Origin of the sequence: Streptomyces caatingaensis (assembly GCF_001187435.1) — a bacterium.
Taxonomy (GTDB): domain Bacteria; phylum Actinomycetota; class Actinomycetes; order Streptomycetales; family Streptomycetaceae; genus Streptomyces; species Streptomyces caatingaensis.
In genome coordinates, this window is record NZ_LFXA01000012.1 from 104,062 (window position 1) to 127,892 (window position 23,831).

The following is a 23,831-nucleotide window of genomic DNA, read 5'->3' on the forward strand; positions in this document are numbered from 1 at the left end:
GCCTCATCCTTCTCGCGTCACATCGTCGTCAAAGCCGGCGCCGCCGAGCGCCATCTGGATCAAGCTGTCCGCGTCCATCGCGTCGATCGAGTCCTTCTCCTCGGTCTCGTCCGGCGCGGGGGATTCGCCGCGGAAGTCGGCGAGTTCCAGCAGGGTTTCCATCAGTCCGGCATCACGCAGCCGCGCCAGCGGAATCGACATGAGGATTCCGCGGATGCGGTCGCCTTCGGAGTCGCCGTCCGGCTCGTCCGCAGGTGCCAGCTCCGACCGCAGGTGGTCGGCGAGAGCGCGCGAGGTCGGGTAGTCGAACATGAGCGTGGCCGGGAGGCGCAGGCCGGTCGCCGTGTTGAGCCGGTTGCGGAGCTCGACCGCGGTGAGCGAGTCGAATCCGAACTCGGAGAACGCCCGGTCGGGACCGATGGCTTCGGGCCCCGAGTAGGACAGCACGGACGCAGCCTGGGCCCGCACCAGGTCCAGCAGGACGGAGTCCTGCTCGACCCGGGACAGCCCGGACAACCGCTGCCGCAGGGTGGTGGAAGGGTCCGTCTCCGTCACGACGGCCCGTCGGGCCGGTGTGCGGAACAGACCTCGCAACAGCGCGGGCACCTGTCCGCCCCCGGCGCCGAGTGCCGGGAGGTCGAGATGCATCGGCATCATAACCGCGCGCCCGATGCCCTCCGCCAGGTCGAACAACCCCAGACCTTCCTTCGCGGACAGGGGTGCCACCCCCGACCGGGACATGCGGGCCCGGTCGTGGTCGCCCAGCTCACCGGCCATGCCGGTCCCGTCGGCGCTGTCGGCCCACAGGCCCCAGGCGAGGGACGTGGCGGGGAGGCCGGCCGCTCGGCGGTGTTCCGCGAGGGCGTCCACGTAGGCGTTGGCTGCGGCGTAGTTGGCCTGGCCCGCGTTGCCGAAGACGCCGGCGGCGGAGGAGAAGAGGACGAAGGCCGTGAGGTCCAGGTCCTTGGTCAGCTCGTGCAGGTTCCAGGCCGCCACCGCCTTGGGCCGCAGAACAGCGTCCAGACGCTCCGCAGTCAGCGCTTCCACCACACCGTCGTCCAGCACACCGGCCGCGTGCACGACACCCGTCACCGGATGCTCGGCCAGCAGCGCCGCCAACGCCCCACGGTCGGACACGTCACACGCGGCGACGGCCACCTCCGCACCCAACGCCACCAGCTCTGCCCGCAGTTCAGCAGCACCCGGAGCGTCCAGGCCACGCCGGCTCGTCAGCACCAGACGACGCACACCATGCTCAGCCACCAAGTGACGCGCCACCAGGCCACCCAGACTGCCCGTCGCACCCGTAACGAGCACCGGGCCCTCGCCCCAGGCGGGAGCGGTGTCGGTGGCAAGACCCGCCTTCGCCAGGCGCGGTGCGTGGGCCACGCCCTCGCGGAGGGCGAGCTGAGGCTCGTCCAGCGCGGTGACGGAGGCCAGCGCCTCGTACGACGCGTCGGTCCCGTCGACGTCCACCAGGACGAAACGGCCCGGATTCTCCGACTGCGCCGACCGCACCAGACCCCACACGGCAGCCAGAGCCGGATCGGCGACCACGTCACCGTCTCCTGCCGCAACGGCACCCCGCGTCACCAGAACCAGCGTCGACGCGGCGAACCGCTCCTCCGCCAGCCACGACTGCACGAGGCCCAGGGCCCGCAGCGCCACGTCACGGACCGCGTCCGCACCGTGCTCCGCTGCCGAGGGGACGGCGGCGAACACCGTCGCCGGCACCTCGTCCTCCGACAGCAGGGCGGCGATCTCCAGGGCGACGGGGACCCTGGCGCCCGTACGCTCCACGGCCGCGTGCAGAACACCGCCGTCGGTGTCGAGCACGGCCCGGGCCCCGTCCTCGAAGGACCCCGGATCCGTCGCGACCACACGCCAGTCGACGACGAACATCGACTCGACGTGCTGCGCCTGTCCCGCGCGGGCCAGTTGCTCGGCCGACACCGGACGGACCGCCAGCGAACCGACCGACGCCACCGCGGAACCCGCCGCGTCGGCGAGCCACAGCGACACCGCCGCCCCGCCCGCCGGCGAGACCTTCACGCGCAGTGTCGAGGCGCCCACCGCGTACAGGGCCACGTCCGACCACGCGAAGGGCAGATGCGGACGTCCCGTCTCCGCGACGAACCCGCCGAGACCGATGGTGTGGAGGGCCGCGTCCAGGAGAGCCGGGTGCAGCCCGAAGCCCTCGGCCGCGACGTCCTCGGGAAGGGACACCTCGGCGTAGACGTCCTCGCCCAGCCGCCAGGCGCCCGTGAGCCCCTGGAAGACGGGACCGTACTCCAGCCCACCGACGGCGAGACCCTCGTACAGGCCGTCCGTGTCGAGCCGTTCGGCACCGGCCGGCGGCCACGCCGCGAGATCGAAGCCCGCGGACGGAGCGGCCGCGGCCAGCAGACCGGTGGCGTGCCGCACCCAGGGGGTGTCCGGGCCCGCGTCGTGGGCCCGGGCGTGGACGCTCAGGGTGCGCCGGCCCCCCTCGTCGGGGGCCCCTACCGAGACCTGGAGCTGGACGCCGCCCTGCGAGGACAGGACCAGCGGCGCCTCCAGCGTCAGTTCCTCCAGCAGCCCGCAGCCGACCCGGTCGGCGGCCACGGCCGCCAGCTCGACGAACGCCGTTCCCGGCACGAGGACCGTACCGGACACCGCGTGATCCACCAGCCAGGGGTGCGTGGCGAGCGAGAGGCGGCCCGTGAAGAGATGGCCGTCCGAGTCGGCCAGCGGCACGGCGGCCCCGAGTAGGGGGTGGTCCGCAGCCCCTAGCCCGGCCGAGACCACATCCCCTATCGCCGGGGTGGCCTCGTCCAGCCAGTAGCGCCGGTGCTGGAAGGCGTAGGTGGGCAGGTCGACGCGGCGGGGGTGGTGCGGCGCGAAGAACGCCGGCCAGTCGACCGTGACGCCGTGGGTGTGGAGTCGGCCGAGGGCTTCAACGATGGTGCGCTGTTCGTCGCGGTTCTTGCGCAGGGCCGGGACGAAGGCGCAGTCGGGCGCGGCGTCGGGGCCCATGGCCGACAGGACGGCGTCGGGGCCGAGTTCGAGGAACGTGCGGACGCCGTCGGCCTCCAGCGTGCGGACGGTGTCGGCGAAGCGGACGGCGTCGCGGACGTGGTCCACCCAGTAGTCGGGGGACGTGACGTCGCCGTGGACGACGACCGGGATCGCCGGGGCGGAGAAGGTGAGGCCGGAGACGACGTGCCGGAAGTCCTCCAGCATCGGGTCCATCAGCGGCGAGTGGAACGCGTGCGAGACGCGCAGACGCTTCGTCTTCACGCCCTCGGCCGCCAGGGCCTCGGCGATCTCCACGACGGCCGACTCGACACCCGAAACCACCACGGACGCCGGGCCGTTGACCGCCGCGATACCGACCTCGTCCTCCCGCCCGGCCAGGAGCGGAAGAACCGTCTCCTCCGACGCCTGGACGGAGACCATCGCACCGCCCGCAGGCAACGCCTGCATCAGACGCCCCCGCGCCGCAACCAGACGAGCGGCATCCGCCAGCGACAGGACACCCGCGACATGCGCTGCGGCTATCTCGCCGACCGAGTGCCCGGCGAGGAAGTCGGGACGGACACCCCAGGACTCGACCAGTCGGTAAAGGGCCACCTCCACGGCGAACAGGGCAGCCTGCGTGAACTCGGTACGGTCCAGCGCCTCCCCGTCCTCATCGATCACCCCGACCAGCGAACGCCCCAGATGGACGTCCAGCTCGGCACAGACCTCCGCGAAAGCATCGGCGAACACCGGGAAGGCAGCGCGCAGTTCACGCCCCATCCCGACCCGCTGCACACCCTGCCCCGTGAACAGCACCGCAAAGCGACCCTCGACCACCACCGTCCCGGTGACCGCCCCCAGGCCCGCCAGCAGCTCCTCACGGCTCGCGCCCGACACGACCGCCCGATGCTCCAGCGCGGCACGCGACGACGCCAACGAGAACGCCACATCCACCGGCTCCAGTTCAGGCCGCCCAGCGACGAACTCCCGCAGCCGCACCGCCTGCTGCTCCAGCGCGCCCACCGACTTCGCCGACAGCACCCACGGCACCACACCCGGAGCCTCACGCCCCTCCGGCTCGCCCTCCACCGCCACCGGCGCCTGCTCAAGGATCACATGCGCATTGGTGCCACTGAAACCGAACGAAGAGACACCGGCCCGACGCGGCGCATCCACCCCCGGCCACGGCATGGCCTCGGTCAGCAGCTCCACAGCACCCGCCGACCAATCCACATGCGGCGTCGGCTCATCCACGTGCAGCGTCCGCGGAAGCAACCCCTCCCGCATCGCCATCACCATCTTGATGACACCACCGACACCAGCAGCAGCCTGCGCATGCCCGATGTTCGACTTGAGCGAACCGAGCCACAACGGCCGCCCCTCCGGCCGGTCCTGACCGTAGGTGGCCAGCAACGCCTGCGCCTCGATCGGGTCACCCAGCGTCGTCCCCGTACCATGCGCCTCCACCGCGTCCACATCCGCCGCCACCAGACCCGCACTCTCCAGCGCAGCCCGAATGACACGCTGCTGGGACGGACCATTGGGCGCGGTCAGACCGTTGCTCGCACCGTCCTGGTTGACGGCGCTGCCACGGACGACCGCCAGCACCTGGTGCCCCTTGCGCCGCGCGTCCGACAGCCGCTCGACCACCAGCATGCCGACGCCCTCCGACCAGCCCGTCCCGTCCGCAGCAGCCGCGAACGGCTTGCAGCGGCCGTCGGCCGACAGCCCCCGCTGCCGGCTGAACTCGACGAACGTGCTGGGGGCCGACATGATGGTGACGCCACCGGCGAGAGCCATGTCGCACTCACCGTTGCGCAGCGCCTGGACGGCGAGGTGCAGGGCGACCAGCGACGACGAGCAGGCCGTGTCGACGGTCACCGTCGGACCCTCCAGGCCGAACGAGTACGCCAGCCGGCCGGAGACGACGCTGCCCGCGCTGCCCATGCCGACGTAGCCCTCCAGCTCGTCGGGGACGGCCTTCAGACGCAGGGCGTAGTCGTAGTACATGACGCCGGCGAAGACACCGGTTCGGCTGCCGCGAGCCGAGGCCGGGTCGATTCCCGCGCGTTCGAACGCCTCCCAGGTGGTCTCCAGCAGCAGGCGCTGCTGCGGGTCCATGGCGACGGCCTCGCGCGGCGACACCCCGAAGAACTCGGGGTCGAAGTCGGCCGCCTGGTGCAGGAAGCCGCCGTGGCGGGTGTACGACGTGCCGTGGTGATCGGGGTCCGGGTGGTAGAGGGCGTCCAGGTCCCAGCCTCGGTCGGTGGGGAACTCGGAAATGGCGTCGCCGCCTTCGGTGACGAGGCGCCACAGGTCCTCGGGGGACGAGATGCCGCCGGGGTAGCGGCAGGCCATGCCCACGATGGCGATCGGTTCGTCGTCCACCGCACCGGCGGTCCGCTCGGCAGGAGTGCTAGGCGCGGTCCGGACGCCCGAGAGTTCGCCGCGCAGGAAGTCCAGCAGTGCGGCGGGGGTCGGGTAGTCGAAGATCAACGTGGCGGGCAGGCGTACGCCCGTCTCGCCGCTGAGGCGGTTGCGCAGTTCCAGCGCGGTCAGCGAGTCGAAGCCCAACTCGCCGAAGACCTTGCCCAGTTCGACCGACGCAGACGACGCGTACCCCAGCGCGCCGGCCACCTGCTCCCGTACCAGCTCCACAAGGGCGCGCTCGCGCTCCCCCTCGGCGAGGCCGGCGAACCGGCCCTTCCAGGAGCCCGTGGCCGCGTCGGCAGCGGCGGCGACGGCACGGCGCTTCGGTCCTCGTACGAGGCGGCGCAGCAGCGGGGGCACCTCGCCGCTTGCGGGGAGGTCGAGGTGGACGGGGACGAACAGGGCCTCGTCCGGGCGGGCGGTGGCCGCGTCGAAGAGCCGCAGGCCCTCGTCGGCCGCCAGTCCGCGCGATCCGGCCCGCTCCAGGCGGTTCTGCTCCACCGTGCCCAGCGCGCCGGCCATGCCCGCGCCGTCGGCCCACAGGCCCCAGGCGAGGGACGTGGCGGGGAGGCCGGCGGCCCGGCGGTGGTGGGCGAGGGCGTCCAGGTAGGCGTTGGCTGCGGCGTAGTTGGCCTGGCCCGCGTTACCGATGACGCCCGCGGCGGAGGAGAACAGGACGAAGGCCGTGAGGTCCAGGTCCTTGGTCAGCTCGTGCAGGTTCCAGGCCGCCACCGCCTTGGGCCGCAGAACAGCGTCCAGACGCTCCGTAGTCAGCGCTTCGACCACACCGTCGTCCAGCACACCGGCCGCGTGCACGACACCCGTCACCGGATGCTCGGCCAGCAGCGCCGCCAACGCCCCACGGTCGGACACGTCACACGCGGCGACGGCCACCTCCGCACCCAACGCCACCAGCTCTGCCCGCAGTTCAGCAGCACCCGGAGCGTCCAGGCCACGCCGGCTCGTCAGCACCAGACGACGCACACCATGCTCAGCCACCAAGTGACGCGCCACCAGGCCACCCAGACTGCCCGTCGCACCCGTGACCAGCACCGGACCCTCGCCCCACACGGCGGCCCCGTCACCGGAAGCCGCCGCCCGGGTCAGACGCGGCGCATGCGCGACGCCCTCGCGAAGCGCGAACTCCGGCTCGTCCACGGCGCTTTCCGAGGTCAGGAGCTCGTACGAGGCATCCGTCCCGTCGACGTCCACCAGGACGAACCGGCCCGGATTCTCCGACTGCGCCGACCGCACCAGACCCCACACGGCGGCCAGAGCCGGATCGGCGACCACGTCGCCGTCTCCCACGGCAACAGCGCCGCGCGTCACGACGACCAGGCGCGAGGCCGCGAACCGCTCCTCCGCCAGCCACGACTGCACGAGAGCGAGCGCTTCGTGTGCTGCCTCCCGGACGCCGGAACCGGCCGACGGGAAGGCGAACACCACGTCCGCCGACTCCACGGACGCCACGTCCGCGTGGACGGCGAGACGGTCCGCCAGGGCGGCGGGCACCGCCCCGACCGCCACCCGGGTACCGTCCACGGCGGCGACGGGCACCGCCGGCCACTCGACCCGGTACAGCGACTCCATGCCCCTCGACGCCTTGAGTGCGTCGGCGGACACCGGCCGTGCCGCCAGCGAGCCCACGGAGGCGACCGGCTCACCCGCCGCGTCGGCGAACTCCAGGGACGCCGCGCCGGACTCCGTGGTCGTCATCCGCACCCGCAGGCCGGAGGCGCCCACGGCGTGGAGCACGACGTCATTGAACGCGAACGGCAGCTCCGGGCCGGACTCGGCGGCCTCTCCCCTGCTCAAACCGATGAGGTGCAACGCTGCGTCGAACAGCGCCGGGTGCAGGCCGAACGACGTCGCGTCGGCCCCCTCGGGCAGGGCGACCTCGGCGTAGAAGTCCGCGCCCAGGCGCCAGGCGCTGCGCAGCCCCCGGAAGACCGGCCCGTAGTGCAGTCCGCCGGCCGCGAGTCCTTCGTACAGGTCCTCGGTCCCGACCGGCTCGGCACCGGCCGGCGGCCATACCGAGAGATCGACGGCGGGCTCCCGCCCCTGGCCGGGGGCGAGCAGGCCGGAGGCGTGGCGGGTCCACGGCTCGTCGGACGGGGCGTCCTCGGAGCGCGAGAACACGTGCAGCGCACGGCGGCCCGACGCGTCGGCCTCGTCCACGGAGACGCGCAGCTGCACACCGCCGCGCTCGGGGAGGATCAGCGGCACTTCGAGCGCCAGTTCCTCCAGGAGCCCGGAATCCACCTGGTCACCGGCGTGCAGGGCCAGTTCGACGAAGGCCGTGCCCGGCAGCAGCACCGCGCCCCCGACGGCGTGGTCCGCGAGCCACGGGTGCGTGCTCAGCGACAGCCGGCCGGAGAACAGGAACCCGTCCGAGCCGGGCAGCGCCACGGCAGCACCCAGCAGCGGGTGATCCGTCGCCCCCAGGCCCGCCGACGCCATGTCCCCCGGACGGGACCCGCTCGGCTGCAGCCAGTAGCGCTCGCGCTGGAAGGCGTAGGTCGGCAGATCGACGCGGCGGGCCTGGTACGGCGCGAAGAACGCCGGCCAGTCGACCGTCACCCCGCGCGTGTGCAGCCGGCCGAGCGCGTCCACGACCGTGTGCTGCTCGTCGCGCCCCTTGCGCAGGGCCGGGACGAACGCGGCGTCGGTGACACACTCCGGACCCATCGCCGACAGGACGGCGTCCGGGCCGAGTTCGAGGAACGTACGGACGCCACGGCCCTCCAGCTCGCCGACGCAGTCCGCGAAGCGGACGGCGTCGCGGACGTGGTCCACCCAATAGTCGGGGGATGTCACGTCGCCGTTGACGACGACCGGGATCGCCGGGGAGGAGAAGGTGAGCCGGGAGACGACGTGCCGGAAGTCCTCCAGCATCGGGTCCATCAACGGCGAGTGGAACGCGTGCGACACGCGCAGACGCTTCGTCTTCACGCCCTCGGCCGCCAGGGCCTCGGCGATCTCCACGACGGCCGACTCGACACCCGAAACCACCACGGACGCCGGGCCGTTGACCGCCGCGATACCGACCTCGTCCTCCCGCCCGGCCAGGAGCGGAAGGACCGTCTCCTCCGACGCCTGGACGGAGACCATCGCACCGCCCGCAGGCAACGCCTGCATCAGACGCCCCCGCGCCGCCACCAGACGAGCGGCATCGGCGAGGGACAACACCCCCGCCACATGCGCAGCAGCGATCTCACCCACGGAATGCCCGGCGAGGAAGTCCGGACGGACGCCCCACGACTCCACCAACCGGTAGAGCGCCACCTCGACCGCGAACAGGGCAGCCTGCGTGAACTCCGTACGGTCCAGCGCCTCCCCGTCCTCATCGATCACCCCGACCAGCGAACGCCCCACGTGCCCGTCCAACTCGACACAGACCTCCGCGAAGGCATCGGCGAACACCGGGAAGGCAGCACGCAGTTCACGCCCCATCCCGACCCGCTGCGCACCCTGCCCCGTGAACAGCACCGCCAGCTTCCCGCCCACGGCCTCGTCCCCCACCAGGGACGACGTGAGCCCGGTCAGCAGCTCCTCGCGGGTGCCGCCGACGACGACGGCGCGGTGCTCCATCGCCACGCGCGAGGTCGCCAGCGTGAAGGCCACGTCCACCGGCGACAGCTCGGGGTGCTCGGCGACGAACTCCCGGAGCCGCTCTCCCTGTTGGGTCAGAGCCGCCGCCGTCTTCGCGGAGATGAGCCACGGCACGATGCCGCCGTCGGGGGTGCTCGGCGTCGGCTCCTTCTCGGGGGCGGCCGGTGCCTGCTCGATGATCACGTGGGCGTTCGTGCCGCTGAAGCCGAAGGACGACACGGCGGCGCGGCGCGGCCTGTCCTCGTCGTCGGGCCATTCGACCGCGTCGGTGAGGAGTTCGACGGCGCCGGCCGACCAGTCGACGTGCGGTGTCGGCTCGTCCACGTGCAGGGTGCGCGGCAGGAGTCCTTCGCGCAGGGCGAGGACCATCTTGATGATGCCGGCGACGCCGGAGGCGGCCTGGGTGTGGCCGATGTTGGACTTGAGGGAGCCGAGCCACAACGGCCGGTCGTCGGGACGGTTCTGGCCGTACGTGGCCAGGAGCGCCTGGGCCTCGATGGGGTCGCCGAGGCGGGTGCCGGTGCCGTGGGCCTCGACGGCGTCGATGTCGGCGGGGGTGAGTCCGGCGCTGTCCAGTGCGGCGCGGATGACGCGCTGCTGGGAGGGGCCGTTGGGGGCGGTCAGGCCGTTGCTGGCGCCGTCCTGGTTGATCGCGGAACCCCGTACCACGGCCAGCACCTGGTGGCCGTTGCGCCGTGCGTCGGAGAGCCGTTCGACGAGGAGGAGGCTGACGCCCTCGGCCCAGGCGGTGCCGTCGGCGGCGCCGGCGAAGGCCTTGCAGCGGCCGTCGGGGGCGAGGCCGCGCTGGCGGGCGAAGTCGACGAAGGTGTCCGGTTTGGCCATGACGGTGACGCCGCCGGCCAGTGCCATGGTGCATTCGCCGCTGCGCAGGGCCTGCATGGCGAGGTGGAGGGCGACGAGGGACGACGAGCAGGCCGTGTCCACCGTCACGGCCGGGCCCTCCAGGCCGAAGGTGTAGGCGATGCGGCCGGAGGCGATGCTGTTGGAGTTGCCGGTGACGAGGTAGCCCTCGACTTCTCCGGGCATGGCGGCGGTGTTGGAGCCGTAGTCGTGGTAGCTGACGCCGGCGAAGACGCCGGCCTTGCTGCCGCGCAGGGTGCCGGGGTCGATGCCGGCGCGTTCGAAGACCTCCCAGGCGGCTTCGAGCAGGAGACGCTGCTGGGGGTCGGTGGCGAGGGCCTCGCGCGGGGAGATGCCGAAGAAGGCGGGGTCGAAGCCGGCGACGTCGTGGAGGAAGCCGCCTTCCTTGGTGTAGCTGGTGCCGGGGCGGTCGGGGTCGGGGTCGTAGAGGGCGTCGAGGTCCCAGCCGCGGTCGGTGGGGAAGCCGGAGATGGCGTCGCCGCCTTCGGCGAGGAGGCGCCAGAGCTCTTCGGGGGTGGTGATGCCGCCGGGGAAGCGGCAGGCCATGCCGACGATGGCGATGGGCTCGTCGGCGGGCGCCGCGGTGGCCCTGGCCGGTGCGGCGGCCGTGAACTGCGGCTGGGCGCCGAGGAGTTCGTCGCGGAGGTGGGCGACGAGGGCGGCGGGGTTGGGGTAGTCGAAGACGAGGGTCGCGTGGAGGCGCAGGCCCGTGGCGCCGTTGAGGCGGTTGCGGAGTTCGACGGCGGTCAGCGAGTCGAAGCCGAGTTCCTTGAAGGCGCGGTCGCCGTCGACGGACTGGGCGCCGGTGTGGCCGAGGACGGCCGCGACGTGGGTGCGGACCAGGTCGAGGAGGGTCTGTGCCTGTTCGTCGGGGGTGAGTCCGGCGAGGCGCTGGGCGAGGCCCTCGGCGGATCCGGCGCCGGGCTGGACGACGCGGCGGCCGGGGCCCTGGACGAGGCCGCGCAGGAGGGCGGGGACGCCTTCGGCGTCGGCGCGGAGCCCGGCGATGTCCAGGTGCATGGAGACGAGGGCGGGGCGGGCGAGGCCGACGGCGGTGTCGAGGAGGCCGAGGCCCTCGGCGGTGGACATGCCGGTGACGCCGGAGCGGGTCATGCGTCCGCGGTCGATCTCGGCGAGGGTGCCGGTCATGCCGCTGGACTCGGCCCACAGGCCCCAGGCCACGGAGGTGGCGGGCAGGCCGGCGCGGCGGCGGTGCTGGGCGAGGGCGTCCAGGTAGGCGTTGGCGGCGGCGTAGTTGGCCTGGCCGGCGGCGCCGAAGACGCCGGCGACGGAGGAGAAGAGGACGAAGGCGGACAGGTCGAGGTGGCGGGTGAGGTCGTGGAGGTGCCGGGCGGCGTCGACCTTGGGGCGGAGGACGGCGTCGAGGCGTTCGGGGGTGAGGGCGCCGACGACGCCGTCGTCGATGACGCCGGCGGTGTGGACGACGGCGGTGAGGGGGTGTTCGTCCGGGACGGCGGCGAGCAGCGCGGCCAGGGCGTCGCGGTCGGCGGCGTCGCAGGCGGCGAGGGTCACCCTGGCGCCCAGCTCCTCCAGCGCGGCGCGGAGTTCGTCGGCTCCGGGTGCGTCGGGGCCGCGGCGGCTGGTGAGCAGCAGGTGGCGGGCGCCGTGTTCGGTGACGAGGTGGCGGGCGAGGTGTCCGCCGAGGGTGCCGGTGGCGCCGGTGATGAGGACGGTGCCGTCGGGGTCGAGGGCGGTGGGCAGGGTGAGGGCGACCTTGCCGATGTTGCGGCCCTGGCCGAGGTGGCGGAAGGCGTCGGGGGCGCTGTGCACGTCCCAGGCGGTGACGGGCAGCGGCCGCAGGGCGCCGGCCTCGAAGAGGGCGAGGAGTTCGGCGAGGATCTCGCGGATGCGGTCGGGGCCGGCCTCGATGATGTCGAAGTTGCGGTAGTGGACGCCGGGGTGGAGGGCGGCGACCTCTTCGGGGTCGCGGATGTCGGTCTTGCCCATCTCGGCGAAGCGGCCGCCGTGGGGCAGCAGGCGCAGCGAGGCGTCGACGAATTCCCGGGCGAGGGAGTCGAGGACGACGTCCATGCCCTGTCCGCCGGTGGCGGCGAGGAACTTGTGCTCGAAGTCGAGCGTGCGGGAGTTGGCGATGTGGGTGTCGTCGAGTCCGGCGGCGCGGAGGGTGTCCCATTTGGCCTCGCTGGCGGTGCCGAAGGTGTCGGCGCCGACGTGGCGGGCGAGCTGGACGGCGGCGGAGCCGACGCCGCCGGCGGCGGCGTGGACGAGGACGCGTTCCCCGGCGCGGAGTCCGCCGATGTCGAAGAGGCCGTAGTAGGCGGTGAGGAAGGCGATGGGGACGGTGGCGGCCTGGGCGTAGGTCCAGCCCCGGGGCATGGGGACGATGAGCCGGCGGTCGGCGACGGAGAGGGGGCTGAAGGCGCCGGAGAGGAGGCCCATGACGCGGTCGCCGACGGCGAGGTCGGTGACGTCGGGGGCGGTCTCGACGACGACGCCGGCGCCTTCGAGGCCGAGGAAGCCGGACTTGCCGGGGTACATGCCGAGGGTGTTGAGGACGTCGCGGAAGTTGAGGCCGGCGGCGCGGACGGCGATGCGGACCTGGCCGGGTTCGAGGGGTGCGGCGGCCTCGGGGTGGGCGGTGAGGTGGAGGTTCTCCAGGGTGCCGCGGTCGGTGATCTCCAGGCGCCAGGGGTCGGTGCCGGGCGGCGGGACGAGTCCGCCGTCGGCGGGCACGCGGGCGAGGCGGGGGACGAGGGCGGTGCCGGTGCGCAGGGCGAGTTGGGGCTCGTCGGTGGCGAGGGCGGTGCCGAGGGCGGTGGGCAGGGCGCGGTGGGTGGCGTCGTCCGTGTCGATGTCGAGGAGGAGGAAGCGGCCGGGGTTCTCGGTCTGGGCGGAGCGGACCAGGCCCCAGACGGCGGCGAGGCCGGGATCGGTGTCCTCGCCGTCGCGGGCGGCGACGGCGCCGTGGGTGACGAGGACGAGGCGGGAGTGCTCGAAGCGCTCGTCGGCCAGCCAGTCCTGGACGGTGGCCAGGACGCGGCGGACCTCGGCGCGTATGCGCTCGGGGTCGGGGCCTTCGGTGGCGGGGACGAGGAGGACGGCGTCGGGGACGGGGGTGCCGGTGCCGGCCTCGGCGGCGAGGGCGGCGAGGCCGTCGTGGACGGCGGGCCGTGCCGGGCCGAGGGCGTGGGCGAGCCGGTCGTCCGCCGGTGCGAGGAGGGCGACGGTGGGGGCGGCCGGGTCGGTGACGGCGGGGGCCGGGGTCCAGTCGACGTGGAAGAGGGAGTCGAGGTGGGCGCCGGTGCCGGGGGTGGCGAGCTGGTCGGCGGAGACCGGGCGCAGGGCCAGGGAGGTGACGGAGGCCACGGAGGCGCCGGTGGCGTCGGCGATCTCCAGGGCCATGGCGTCGGCGCCGGCGGGGGTGGCCTTGACGCGCAGGGCGGCGGCGCCGGTGGCGTGGAGGGAGACGTTGTTCCAGACGAACGGCAGCCAGGGCTGCCCGGTGTCCTCGACGAAGCCGCCGAGGCCCACCGAGTGCAGGGCCGCGTCGAGCAGGGCGGGGTGGAGGCCGTAGCGGGCGGCGTCGGCGGCGGCGTCCTCGGGGAGGGCGACCTCGGCGTACACCTCGTCGCCGCGCCGCCAGGCGGCGCGCAGGCCGCGGAAGAGGGGCCCGTAGCCGACGCCGTTGGCGGTGAAGCCGTCGTAGAGGCCGGTGAGGTCGACGGGTTCGGCGCCGGCCGGGGGCCAGGCGCGCAGGTCGACGGTGGCGGCGCGGCCGGTGGTGGTGAGGACGCCGGTGGCGTGGCGGGTCCACGGCTCGTCCTCGGGGGCGTCCTCGGCGCGGGAGTAGAGGCCGAGGGTGCGGCGGCCGGTGTCGTCGGGGCCGGTGACGGAGACGCGGAGCTGGACGCCGCCGCTCACGGGCATGACGAGGGGGGTCTCCAGCGTCAGTTCCTCGACGGCGGCGCAGCCGGCCTCGTCGCCGGCGCGGACGGCGAGTTCGAGCAGGGCGGTGCCGGGGACGACGACGTTGCCGAGGACGACGTGGTCGGCGAGCCAGGGGTGGGTCTGCACGGAGAGGCGGGCCGTGAGGAGGTGGCCCTCGGGCAGGGCGACGACGGCGCCGAGCAGGGGGTGGTGGGCGGGGCCGAGGCCGAGGGCGCTCGCGTCGCCGGTGGAACCGGTGGCCCGCAGCCAGTAACTGTCGTGCTGGAAGGCGTAGGTGGGCAGGTCGACGTGGCGGGCCGGGGGGCCGGCGAGGACGGCGGCCCAGTCGGGGCCGGTGCCGCGGGTGTGGAGGCGGGCGAGGGCCGCGAGGAGGGCGGGGGCCTCGGGGCGGTCCTTGCGGAGGGCGGGCACCAGGGCGGCGGTGTCGTCGTCGAGGCAGGCCTGGGCCATGGCGGTGAGCGTGCCGTCGGGGCCGAGTTCGAGGTAGGTGCGGACGCCTTCGGCGTGCAGGGTGCGGATGCCGTCGGCGAAGCGCACGGCCTCGCGGACGTGGCGCACCCAGTAGTCGGGGGAGGTCAGTTCCTCGGTGGTGGCGAGGGCGCCGGTGACGTTGGAGACGAGGGAGAGGGCGGGGGCGTGGAAGGAGAGGCCGGAGACGACGGCCCGGAACTCCTCCAGCATCGGTTCCATCAGCGGCGAGTGGAAGGCGTGCGAGACGCGCAGGCGCTTGGTCTTCACGCCGTCGGCCGCCAGGGCCTCGGCGATCTCCTGGACGGCGGTCCCGGTGCCCGAGATCACCACGGCCTCGGGGCCGTTGACGGCGGCGATGCCGGCCTCGTCCTCCCGGCCGGCGAGGAGCGGCAGGACGGTCTCCTCGGGGGCGCGGACGGAGAGCATGGCGCCGCCGTCGGGCAGGGCCTGCATCAACCGGCCGCGCGCGGCGACCAGTTGGGCGGCGTCGGCGAGGGAGAGGACGCCGGCGGCGTGGGCGGCGGCGATCTCGCCGACGGAGTGCCCGGCGAGGAAGTCGGGGGTGATGCCCCAGGATTCGACGAGCCGGAAGAGGGCCACCTCGACGGCGAAGAGGGCGGCCTGGGTGTAGGCGGTCCGGTGGACGAGGTCGCCGTCCAGGGCCTCGGCGAGCGGCCGGTCGAGGTGCCGGTCGAGTTCGGCGGCGGCCGCGTCGAAGGCGGCGGCGAACACCGGGTGGGCGGCGTGGAGTTCGCGGCCCATGCCGGGGCGCTGGGCGCCCTGGCCGGTGAAGAGGAAGGCGAGCAGGCCGTCGGAGACCCGGCCCTGGGCGGTGCCGGCGGCGGGCTCGCCGGCGGCGACGGCGGCGAGCCCGGCGAGGAGTTGCCCGCGGCCGGTGCCGGTGACGACGGCGCGGTGCTCCAGGGCGGCGCGCGTGGTGGCCAGGGCGTGGGCGATGTCGCGGGGGCCGTGCTCGGGGTGCTCGGCGAGGTGGGTGTGCAGGCGTGCCGCCTGGGCGCGCAGGGCGGATTCGGTCCGGGCGGAGACCACCCAGGGCAGGACGGCGTCGTCCGTGCCGTCGCCGGGGGCGGCGGGTTCGGCGTCGGCGGGCTCGGGTGCCTGCTCGATGATGGTGTGGGCGTTGGTGCCGCTGACGCCGAAGGAGGAGACGGCGGCGCGGCGCGGCTCGCCGGTCTCGGGCCAGGGCAGGGCGTCGGTCAGCAGCTCGACGGCGCCGGCGGACCAGTCGACGTGCGGGGTCGGCTCGTCGATGTGCAGGGAGCGCGGCAGGACGCCCGCGCGGATCGCCATGACCATCTTGATGATGCCCGCGACACCGGCGGCGGCCTGGGCGTGCCCGATGTTGGACTTGATGGAGCCCAGCCGCAGCGGCCGGCCGGCGGGACGGTTCCGGCCGTAGGTGGCGAGCAGCGCCTGGGCCTCGATGGGGTCGCCGAGGGTGGTGCCGGTGCCGTGCGCCTCGACGGCGTCGACCTGTCCGGCGGAGAGGCCGGCGGCGGCGAGGGCGGCGCGGATGACGCGTTGCTGGGACGGGCCGTTGGGGGCGGTCAGGCCGTTGCTGGCGCCGTCCTGGTTGACGGCGGAGCCGCGGACGACGGCGAGGACCCGGTGTCCGTTCTTCCGCGCGTCCGACAGCCGCTCGACGAGGAGCATGCCGACGCCCTCGGCCCAGCCGGTGCCGTCGGCCGCGGCGGCGAACGGCTTGCAGCGGCCGTCGGCGGACAGGCCGCGCTGCCGGCTGAACTCGACGAAGACCAGCGGGGAGGCCATAACGGAGACACCGCCGGCGATCGCCATCGAGCACTCGCCGTTGCGCAGCGCCTGCACCGCGAGGTGCAGCGCGACGAGGGACGACGAGCAGGCGGTGTCGACGGTCACCGCCGGGCCCTCCAGGCCCAGTGTGTAGGCGATGCGGCCGGAGAGGACGGCACCGGAGCCGCCGGTGAGCAGCAGCCCTTCGAGCTCGTCGGGCGTCTCGGCGACGTCCGAGCCGTATCCGGAGGTGGAGGCGCCGACGAAGACGCCGGCCTTGCTGCCCTTGAGGGAGGCCGGGTCGATGCCGGCGCGTTCCAGGAGCTCCCACGCGGCCTCCAGCAGCAGGCGCTGCTGCGGGTCGGTGGCGAGGGCCTCGCGGGGCGAGATGCCGAAGAAGCCGGCGTCGAAGCGGTCGGCGTCGTGCAGGAAGCCGCCGTGCCGGGTGTAGGCGGTCCCGGCGTGCTCGGGGTCGGGGTCGTACAGGCCCTCCAGGTCCCAGCCGCGTTCGGTGGGGAACTCGGAGATGGCGTCGGTGCCGTCCGCGACGAGCCGCCACAGGTCCTCGGGCGAGGTCACCCCGCCCGGGTAGCGGCAGCTCATGCCGACGATGGCGATGGGCTCCTGGTCCCCCGCCTCCAGTTCGCGAAGGCGCTGCCGGGTCTCGTGCAGGTCCGCCGTTACCCACTTGAGGTAATCCCGGAGCTTGTCTTCATTCATGATGCGAGCCTTGCCTGTGCGAATGGGTTCACGACGTGTTGTGCCGGGGCCTGGCCCCGGGCCCCGGCCCTGAGTCCCCGGGCGCGCCGAAATGTGCCTGGTCCGGCGGAATTTACGGCCGGACCAGGCGGGTGATCAAGAGATTCGGGTGGAATTGAGGGGGAGCGTAGGGGCTCCCGGGACCGCCGGGAGGGGCGGTGTTAGGGGAGCCCCCGACACGGTGCCGGACCGCCCCCGCGGCGGGGTGCGGAGGTCAGCCCGCGGCCAGCGCGTACAGGCCGCGCAGCGAGCGTTCGGTGAGCAGTTTGTCGACGGAGAGGCGGCGGCCGGTGGCCTGTTCGACGGCGACGACCAGCCGGATCAGGTACAGGGAGCTCCACTGCGTGAGCGTGTCCAGGTCGGCGTCGAAGTCGTCGACGGTGACGGGGATCGCCAGCTCGTCCCGGAGCAGGGAGGCGAATTCCTCTTCGGTCATGGCTGTGCGGTCCCTTCGAATGCGGTTTCCATGCGGACGTGCGGCACCGGCTCCGGCAGTACGGAGAGGTCGTGGCGGAGGACCAGTTCCTCGGCGCTTTCCGTGACGACCGAGAATCCGAGGCCGGGGTAGAAGTCGCGGAAGCGGCCGTTCTTCCTGCTGGGCCGGTAGACCGCCCGCACCTCGTGGGCGCCGGTGGCGCGGGCGTGCGCCAACAGGGCCCTTACGGCGGCCTGTTCGATGCCGCGGGAGAACACCCGGCAGCTCAGCAGAGCGTTGTCCAGGTGCCATGTGGCGCCTTCGCGCCGGACGAAGAGGGCGCCCACCAGTCCGCTGTCGCCGAACCGGTCCCCCGCGTGCAGGGCGAGGACCAAGTGGTCCGGGTCCTCGGCCGCGGCGCGCACCTCGTCGGTACCCATCCGGCGGGTGGCCAGGTGGAACTGGTTGGTGCGCTGCGTGAGCCGCGCGATGCGGGGGATGTCGCGGCCGGCGGCCCGGGAGAGCCGGGCGGTCGTGTCGAGCCCCGCCAGGAACTCCTCCAGCGAGCCCGTGCCGCCGAGCAGTTCCCGGCGGGCGGCTTCGCCCCGGTACTGCTCGGTGCGCGCCCGGTCCTCGGCGGTGAGTTCGGGGGCGTCGAACCAGCCGTCGGCGAGCAGGCGTTCCACGTGGAGCGCGGGCTCCTCGTCCAGGCGCACCACGGTCACGTCCGGCAGGCTGGAGGCGACGAGGCCCGTCTCGAAGGGGGAGTCGTCGACGAAGACGAAACTGTCCAGGCCGAGGTTCAGTTCGTCGGCCAGCTCGGCCAGGTTGGCGTCCTTGGGGCGCCAGTTGGCCTTGATGCGGACGAAGTCGTCCTCCCGGAGGGTCATGTCGGGGTGTTCGCGCAGTGCCTGTTCGACGGCGCTCCGGTCGTTCTTGCTCGCCACCGCGAGCAGGACGCCCTGGTGGCGCAGTTGACGCAGCACGCCTTGGAAGCGGCCGAACGCCTCGCCGCGCGGCGTGGCCGCCGCGGCGATGCCCTCCAGGCCGTCGTCGCCCAGGACGCCGTCCCAGAGGGTGTTGTCCAGGTCGACGGCGATGACCTTCTTGGTGGCACCACGGCGCGCGCGGACCAAGTGCCCGATCTCGCGGGCGTACTGGCCCAGCAGTTCGTCACCGAGGTGGGTCCGGAAGTACGCCGACAGGCGGGGTTCGGCCACCGGCCCGCCCTCGGCCACCAGCGGATCGAGGTCCACGACGGTGACCTCCGGGTGCCGTGTCCCCAGCCGGAGCAGTCCGGCGTTGAACTCCCGCCAGACGACGCCCAGTTCGGATCGCGACCGGTGGTCGACAAGCTGGTGGGTGCGGTGGCGGCGCAGCGGAACGGTGTTGAGCACCAGGTGACCGCCGCTGCGCGCGTAGCGGGCGGTCAGCCGCTCCAGTTGGGCGAGCTTGGCGGTGGTGGCCTCCTCGACGTCGGCGACACTCCACGGGGTGGGCACCTCGTCGAAGACCACCCCTTCGTCCAGGACGCACAGGGCGAGCTGCGCGCCCGCGGTGTAGAGCAGGCTGCCGGGGTCCTGGAGGTCGCGCAGGTAGGCGTCGAAGTCGCTCACCAGGGGCCGGAGCAGCAGCCCGTGGCGGGCCAGCTGTGCGGTGAGCGGGGCGACCAGCGGGTCGAGTGTGCCGTGGCCCGTGATCACGACGGTGATCTCGTCGACCGGGCGGGACGCCGTGGCGGAGGCCCGGACCACCTCGTCCGGGTCGAGCCGGGCGAGGAGCCGGCCGGCCCTGGCGAGGTCCTCGTCCGACTCCAGTTCGGCGAGCAGTCGGGAAAGCCGGCCGTATTCCCGGCCGAGCACTCCGGCCTGGTGCAGGGCACGCAGCCGGTCGAGGGCGGGGGGTGTTGTGCGGTGGGACGGTGACGGATTGCCGGTGCGGTCCATGGGGATCACCAGGTGGGCGTCTGGAGGATCTCGACAACGGCGGCGGTACAGGTGTAGCCACCGCCGCCGCCGAAGAGCATCACCAGGTCGCCGGGCCCCACCTGGCCGGTCCGCAGCAGGTCGGCCAGACCGGCGAAGTGGTCGCCGGCCCCCAGGTGCCCGGTGCGGCTGCCGAAGTCCCAGGTCGACTGTTCGGGGGCGATCCCGAAGAACTGGCAGTACTGCTCGTCGCCGAGGCCGCCGCGGGAGGCCACGTCGATGACCTTCTTCATGTCGCCGATCTTCATGCCGAGTTGGTCGAGCACCGACTGGCGGGCGGTGGCGATTGCGGTCAGCAGCCGCGTGAAGGTCTCGGTGCCGGGATTCGCCTCGCCGAACTCGGCCTTGCGTGCCGCCATGCTGATCGGCCGCTCGGGAGAGGGGGGACAGGCGTCGAGGGGACCGGTGCCGCGGTTCATGCCCTCGAAGAAGTTGTCCGAGGTGGTCGTGGTGGCCAGCACCCTGGCGTAGCCGCCGTTCCTGGAGAGGACCATGGCCGTGCCCGCGTCGGCGTAGACCGAGGCGTCGTGGGTGTTCCACCGGTCGATGGCGGGCGGGGCGAACCGGTCCCCGGTGGTGAGCAGGACGGCGCTGCCGCGCGTGCCGGCCGCCAGGTGGCTGGCCGCCAGTTCGAGCGAGCCCAGCCCCGCGTTGCACTGCTGGCCCATGTCCAGCGCCGGCACCGCGTCACCCAGCGCCCGGCTCGCCACGTAGGAAGCCGCCGGCCACATGGGCCGGCCCTGGAACCAGAGGCTGCCGTGGACGACGAGTCCGAACTCCTCGACCGGAATCCCCGACTGGGCGACGGCCCGGCTGCCGGCGAGAGCGGCCATGTCCGGCGCGGCCTTTTCCGTTTCCACCAACACCGAGTGATATCCGAGGGATTCACGACGTTGCGCGGTGAGCACCCCCTCGCGCACCATGTCGTCCGTGTGAACCGTCGGCGGCAGATAGGTGCCCAGGCCGGCGATGTAAAGGTCGTTCCAGATCATGTATGACACACCGCTGTAAAGAATTGTCGTGCAGGAATCCCGGAACGCTTGGCCTGCCAGAGGCATGGCCTGCCCGAGAACCCCACCAACCTAGTGCGCCCACGCTGCCGGCGGACCCCCTACCGCCCCCCTATACCGCGCGACGCCGCCCGGGCTCGGCCACGAGACCCGGGCGGCGTACGGGGAAGGAAGGGACTAGGACCGGCCCAGCTCCTCGTTGATGAACGCGAACAGCTCGTCGTCCGAGGCGCTTTCCAGCTCCTCGCGGCGGCTTGCGACGGCGGTCTCCGGACGGTTGATCCGGGCGAGGATCGTCTGGAGACGCGCGGAGACCATGGCGAGGGTCCCGTCGTCGGACGCCTGCGAGAGCACGGCGAACTCCAGCGCGTCCAGCTGGGCGTTGACCGCGTCCCGGCCACCGGCCGCGCCCTCGGTGAACTCGCCGTCGAGGAACGCGGCGAGATCCTTGGGCGTGGGGTGGTCGAAGACCAGGGTGGCGGGGAGCTGGAGTCCGGTGGCCTCGCCGATGCGGTTGCGCAGGGCGACGGCGGTGAGCGAGTCGAAGCCCAGGTCCTTGAACGCCTGCCCGGCACCCACCGATGCGGCGCCGGCGTGCCCGAGGACGGCGGCGGTGTGCCCGCGGACGAGGTCCAGCAGGGCCCGGGTGCGCTCGGCCCCGGTCAGCCCGGCGAGCTTCTCACCGAAGGCCGGCACCGCCTCGTCGGCCCCTGCGGTCACCACCAGCCGACCGCCGCCCGCCCCGTCGTCCGCCACCCGCTCGGGCCAGATCCGCTGCCTGCGGAACGCGTACGTGGGCAGGTCGACGCGGCGGCGGGCGCAGTCGCCGAGGACCGCGGCCCAGTCCGGGGTCACCCCGCGCACCTGCACCTCGGCGAGGGAGGTCAGGAACTGGCGCGGGCCGCCGAGGTCGCGGCGCAGCGTCCCGGCGACGGCGACCGGCTCCTCGCCCGCCGCCTCGGCCGTCTCCCGCAGCGGGACGGTGAGGACGGGGTGCGGGCCGACCTCGATGAAGCAGCGGAAGCCCTGCTCGATCAACGAGCGGACGGCGCCTTCCAGTTCGACGGTCCGGCGGAGGTTGCGGTACCAGTAATCGGCGTCCGTGACCGGGCCGGTGAGCCACTCCCCCGTCACCGTCGAGAAGAACGGCACCTCAGGAGCAAGAGGCGTCACCGGGGCGAGGACGTCCAGGATCGTCTCGCGGATCTCCTCCACGGCGGCCGAGTGCGACGCGTAGTCCACCGGAATGCGGCGGGCGCGGACCGCTTCGGCTTCGCAGTGGGCCATCAGCTCATCCAGGGCAGCGACCTCACCCGAAACCACCACGGACGTCGGGCCGTTGACCGCGGCCACCGACACCCGACCGTCCCACCGGCCGATCAGCTCACGCACCTCCGCCACCGGCAGCGGGACGGACACCATCCCACCCTTGCCCGCCAGCGCCCCGATCGCCCGCGACCGCAACGCCACCACCCGCGCACCGTCATCGAGCGACAACGCACCCGACACCACCGCAGCCGCGATCTCACCCTGCGAGTGCCCGACCACCGCCGACGGCCGCACCCCGTACGAACGCCACACCTCCGCCAACGACACCATCACAGCCCACAACACCGGCTGCACCACATCCACCCGCTCCAGCCCCGGCGCACCCTCCACACCACGAAGGACATCAGTGAGCGACCAGTCCGTGAACGCCGACAGCGCCTTCTCGCACTCCCCCAACCGCTCCGCGAACTCCGGTGAGGCGTCGAGGAGTTCGAGGGCCATACCGGCCCACTGCGACCCCTGCCCGGGGAAGACGAACACCGCCTTGCCGGGGACGTCGGCCACCCCCTGGACGACGTTCGCCGCGGGCTCGCCCGCCGCGAGGGCCGACAGTCCCGCCAGCAGTTCGCCGCGGTCGCCGCCGAGGACGACGGCCCGGTGGTCGAAGGCGGAGCGGGTGGTCACCAGCGAGTGCGCGACGTCCGCGGGCGCCAGGTCCGGCCGGGCCTCGATGTGCTCCTTGAGGCGGGCGGCCTGCTCCCGCAGGGCCGTGTCGTGCTTCGCCGACAGCGCCCACGGCAGGACGGCGGGCGCCGCGCCGGCACCGACCGCGTCCTGCGGCCCGTCGTCCCCCGGCTCCGGAGCCTGCTCGACGATCACATGGGAGTTGGTGCCGCTGACGCCGAAGGAGGAGACCGCGGCGCGCCGCGGGCGTCCGGTGTCCGGCCAACTCCGGCTCTCCGTCAGGAGTTCGACGGCGCCGGACGCCCAGTCCACGTGCGGCGTCGGCTCGTCCACGTGGAGCGTCCGCGGCAGGACGCCCGCGCGCATGGCCATCACCATCTTGATGACACCGGCGACGCCGGCGGCCGCCTGGGTGTGCCCGATGTTGGACTTGACCGAACCGAGGTACAGCGGCTGTCCGTCGGCGCGCTCGCGCCCGTAGGTCGCCAGCAGGGCCTGGGCCTCGATCGGGTCGCCGAGCGTCGTCCCGGTGCCGTGCGCCTCGACCGCGTCGACCTCGTCGGCCGCGACGCGGGCGTTGGCGAGCGCGGCGCGGATGACGCGTTGCTGGGACGGGCCGTTGGGGGCGGTCAGGCCGTTGCTGGCGCCGTCCTGGTTGACGGCGGAGCCGCGGACGACCGCCAGCACCCGGTGGCCGTTCCTCCGCGCGTCCGACAGCCGCTCCACCAGCAGCATGCCCACGCCCTCGCCCCAGCCCGTGCCGTCCGCCGCCGCGGCGAACGCCTTGCAGCGGCCGTCGGCGGACAGGCCGCGCTGGCGGGCGAAGTCGATGAACGCGTTGGGCGTGGCCATCACCGTGACGCCGCCGGCCAGGGCGAGTGAGCACTCGCGGTTGCGCAGCGCCTGCACGGCGAGGTGCAGGGCGACCAGCGACGACGAGCAGGCCGTGTCGACGGTCACGGCCGGGCCCTCCACGCCGAAGGTGTAGGACAGCCGGCCGGAGGCGACGCTGGCCGCGCTGCCCGTGCCCAGGTGGCCCTCCAGTTCCTCGGCGCCGGTCAGCAGCAGCGAGCCGTAGTCCTGGCCGTTGGAGCCGACGAACACCCCGGCCTGCTCGCCCTTGAGGGAGGCCGGGTCGATGCCCGCCCGCTCGAAGACCTCCCACGAGGTCTCCAGCAGCAGCCGCTGCTGCGGGTCCATCGCCAGCGCCTCACGCGGCGAGATCCCGAAGAACGCCGGGTCGAACTCCGCGGCGCCGTCGAGGAATCCGCCGTCGCGGGCATAGCTGGTGCCGGGCGTGTCGGGGTCCGGGTCGTACAGCCCCTCCAGGTCCCAGCCGCGGTCCCCGGGGAACGCGGAGATCGCGTCCGTGCCCGAGGACACCAGCCGCCACAGGTCCTCGGGGGAGCGGACGCCACCGGGAAAACGGCACGCCATTCCCACGACGGCTATGGGCTCCTGCTGCTCCGCCTCGATGTCGCGCAGCCTGCGGTGGGCCTGCCGCAGTTCGTTGGTGACCCACTTCAGGTTTTCGAGGAGCTTCTCTTCATTCGCCATGGGAAATCAGTCCTTCGGTACCGGGGGGAACAGTCGTCACGTGTGCGGTCGGCA

At 73.5% G+C, this 23,831-nt stretch carries 5 protein-coding genes; all 5 read right to left on the minus strand.

The genetic code is table 11. From position 1 onward, the window contains the following. Positions 1-3 precede the first annotated feature (3 nt). A complete protein-coding gene (locus AC230_RS19280; RefSeq protein ID WP_053161266.1) occupies positions 4-16,818 on the minus strand; it encodes a type I polyketide synthase in 16,815 nt (5,604 codons plus the stop codon). 253 nt (positions 16,819-17,071) lie between these two features. Next, positions 17,072-17,293, minus strand: coding sequence for an acyl carrier protein (locus AC230_RS19285; RefSeq protein WP_049717539.1), 222 nt, complete (start codon positions 17,291-17,293; stop codon positions 17,072-17,074). Next, a complete protein-coding gene (locus AC230_RS19290) occupies positions 17,290-19,218 on the minus strand; it encodes an HAD-IIIC family phosphatase (RefSeq protein ID WP_049717540.1) in 1,929 nt (642 codons plus the stop codon). The genes AC230_RS19285 and AC230_RS19290 overlap by 4 nt, the downstream gene beginning before the upstream one ends. 5 nt (positions 19,219-19,223) lie before the next feature. Further along, positions 19,224-20,249, minus strand: a complete 1,026-nt coding sequence (locus AC230_RS19295) for a ketoacyl-ACP synthase III family protein (protein ID WP_049717541.1) — start codon at positions 20,247-20,249, stop codon at positions 19,224-19,226. Between the two features lie 195 nt (positions 20,250-20,444). Beyond that, positions 20,445-23,777, minus strand: a complete 3,333-nt coding sequence (locus AC230_RS19300) for a type I polyketide synthase (RefSeq protein WP_053161268.1) — start codon at positions 23,775-23,777, stop codon at positions 20,445-20,447. Positions 23,778-23,831: the final 54 nt, after the last annotated feature.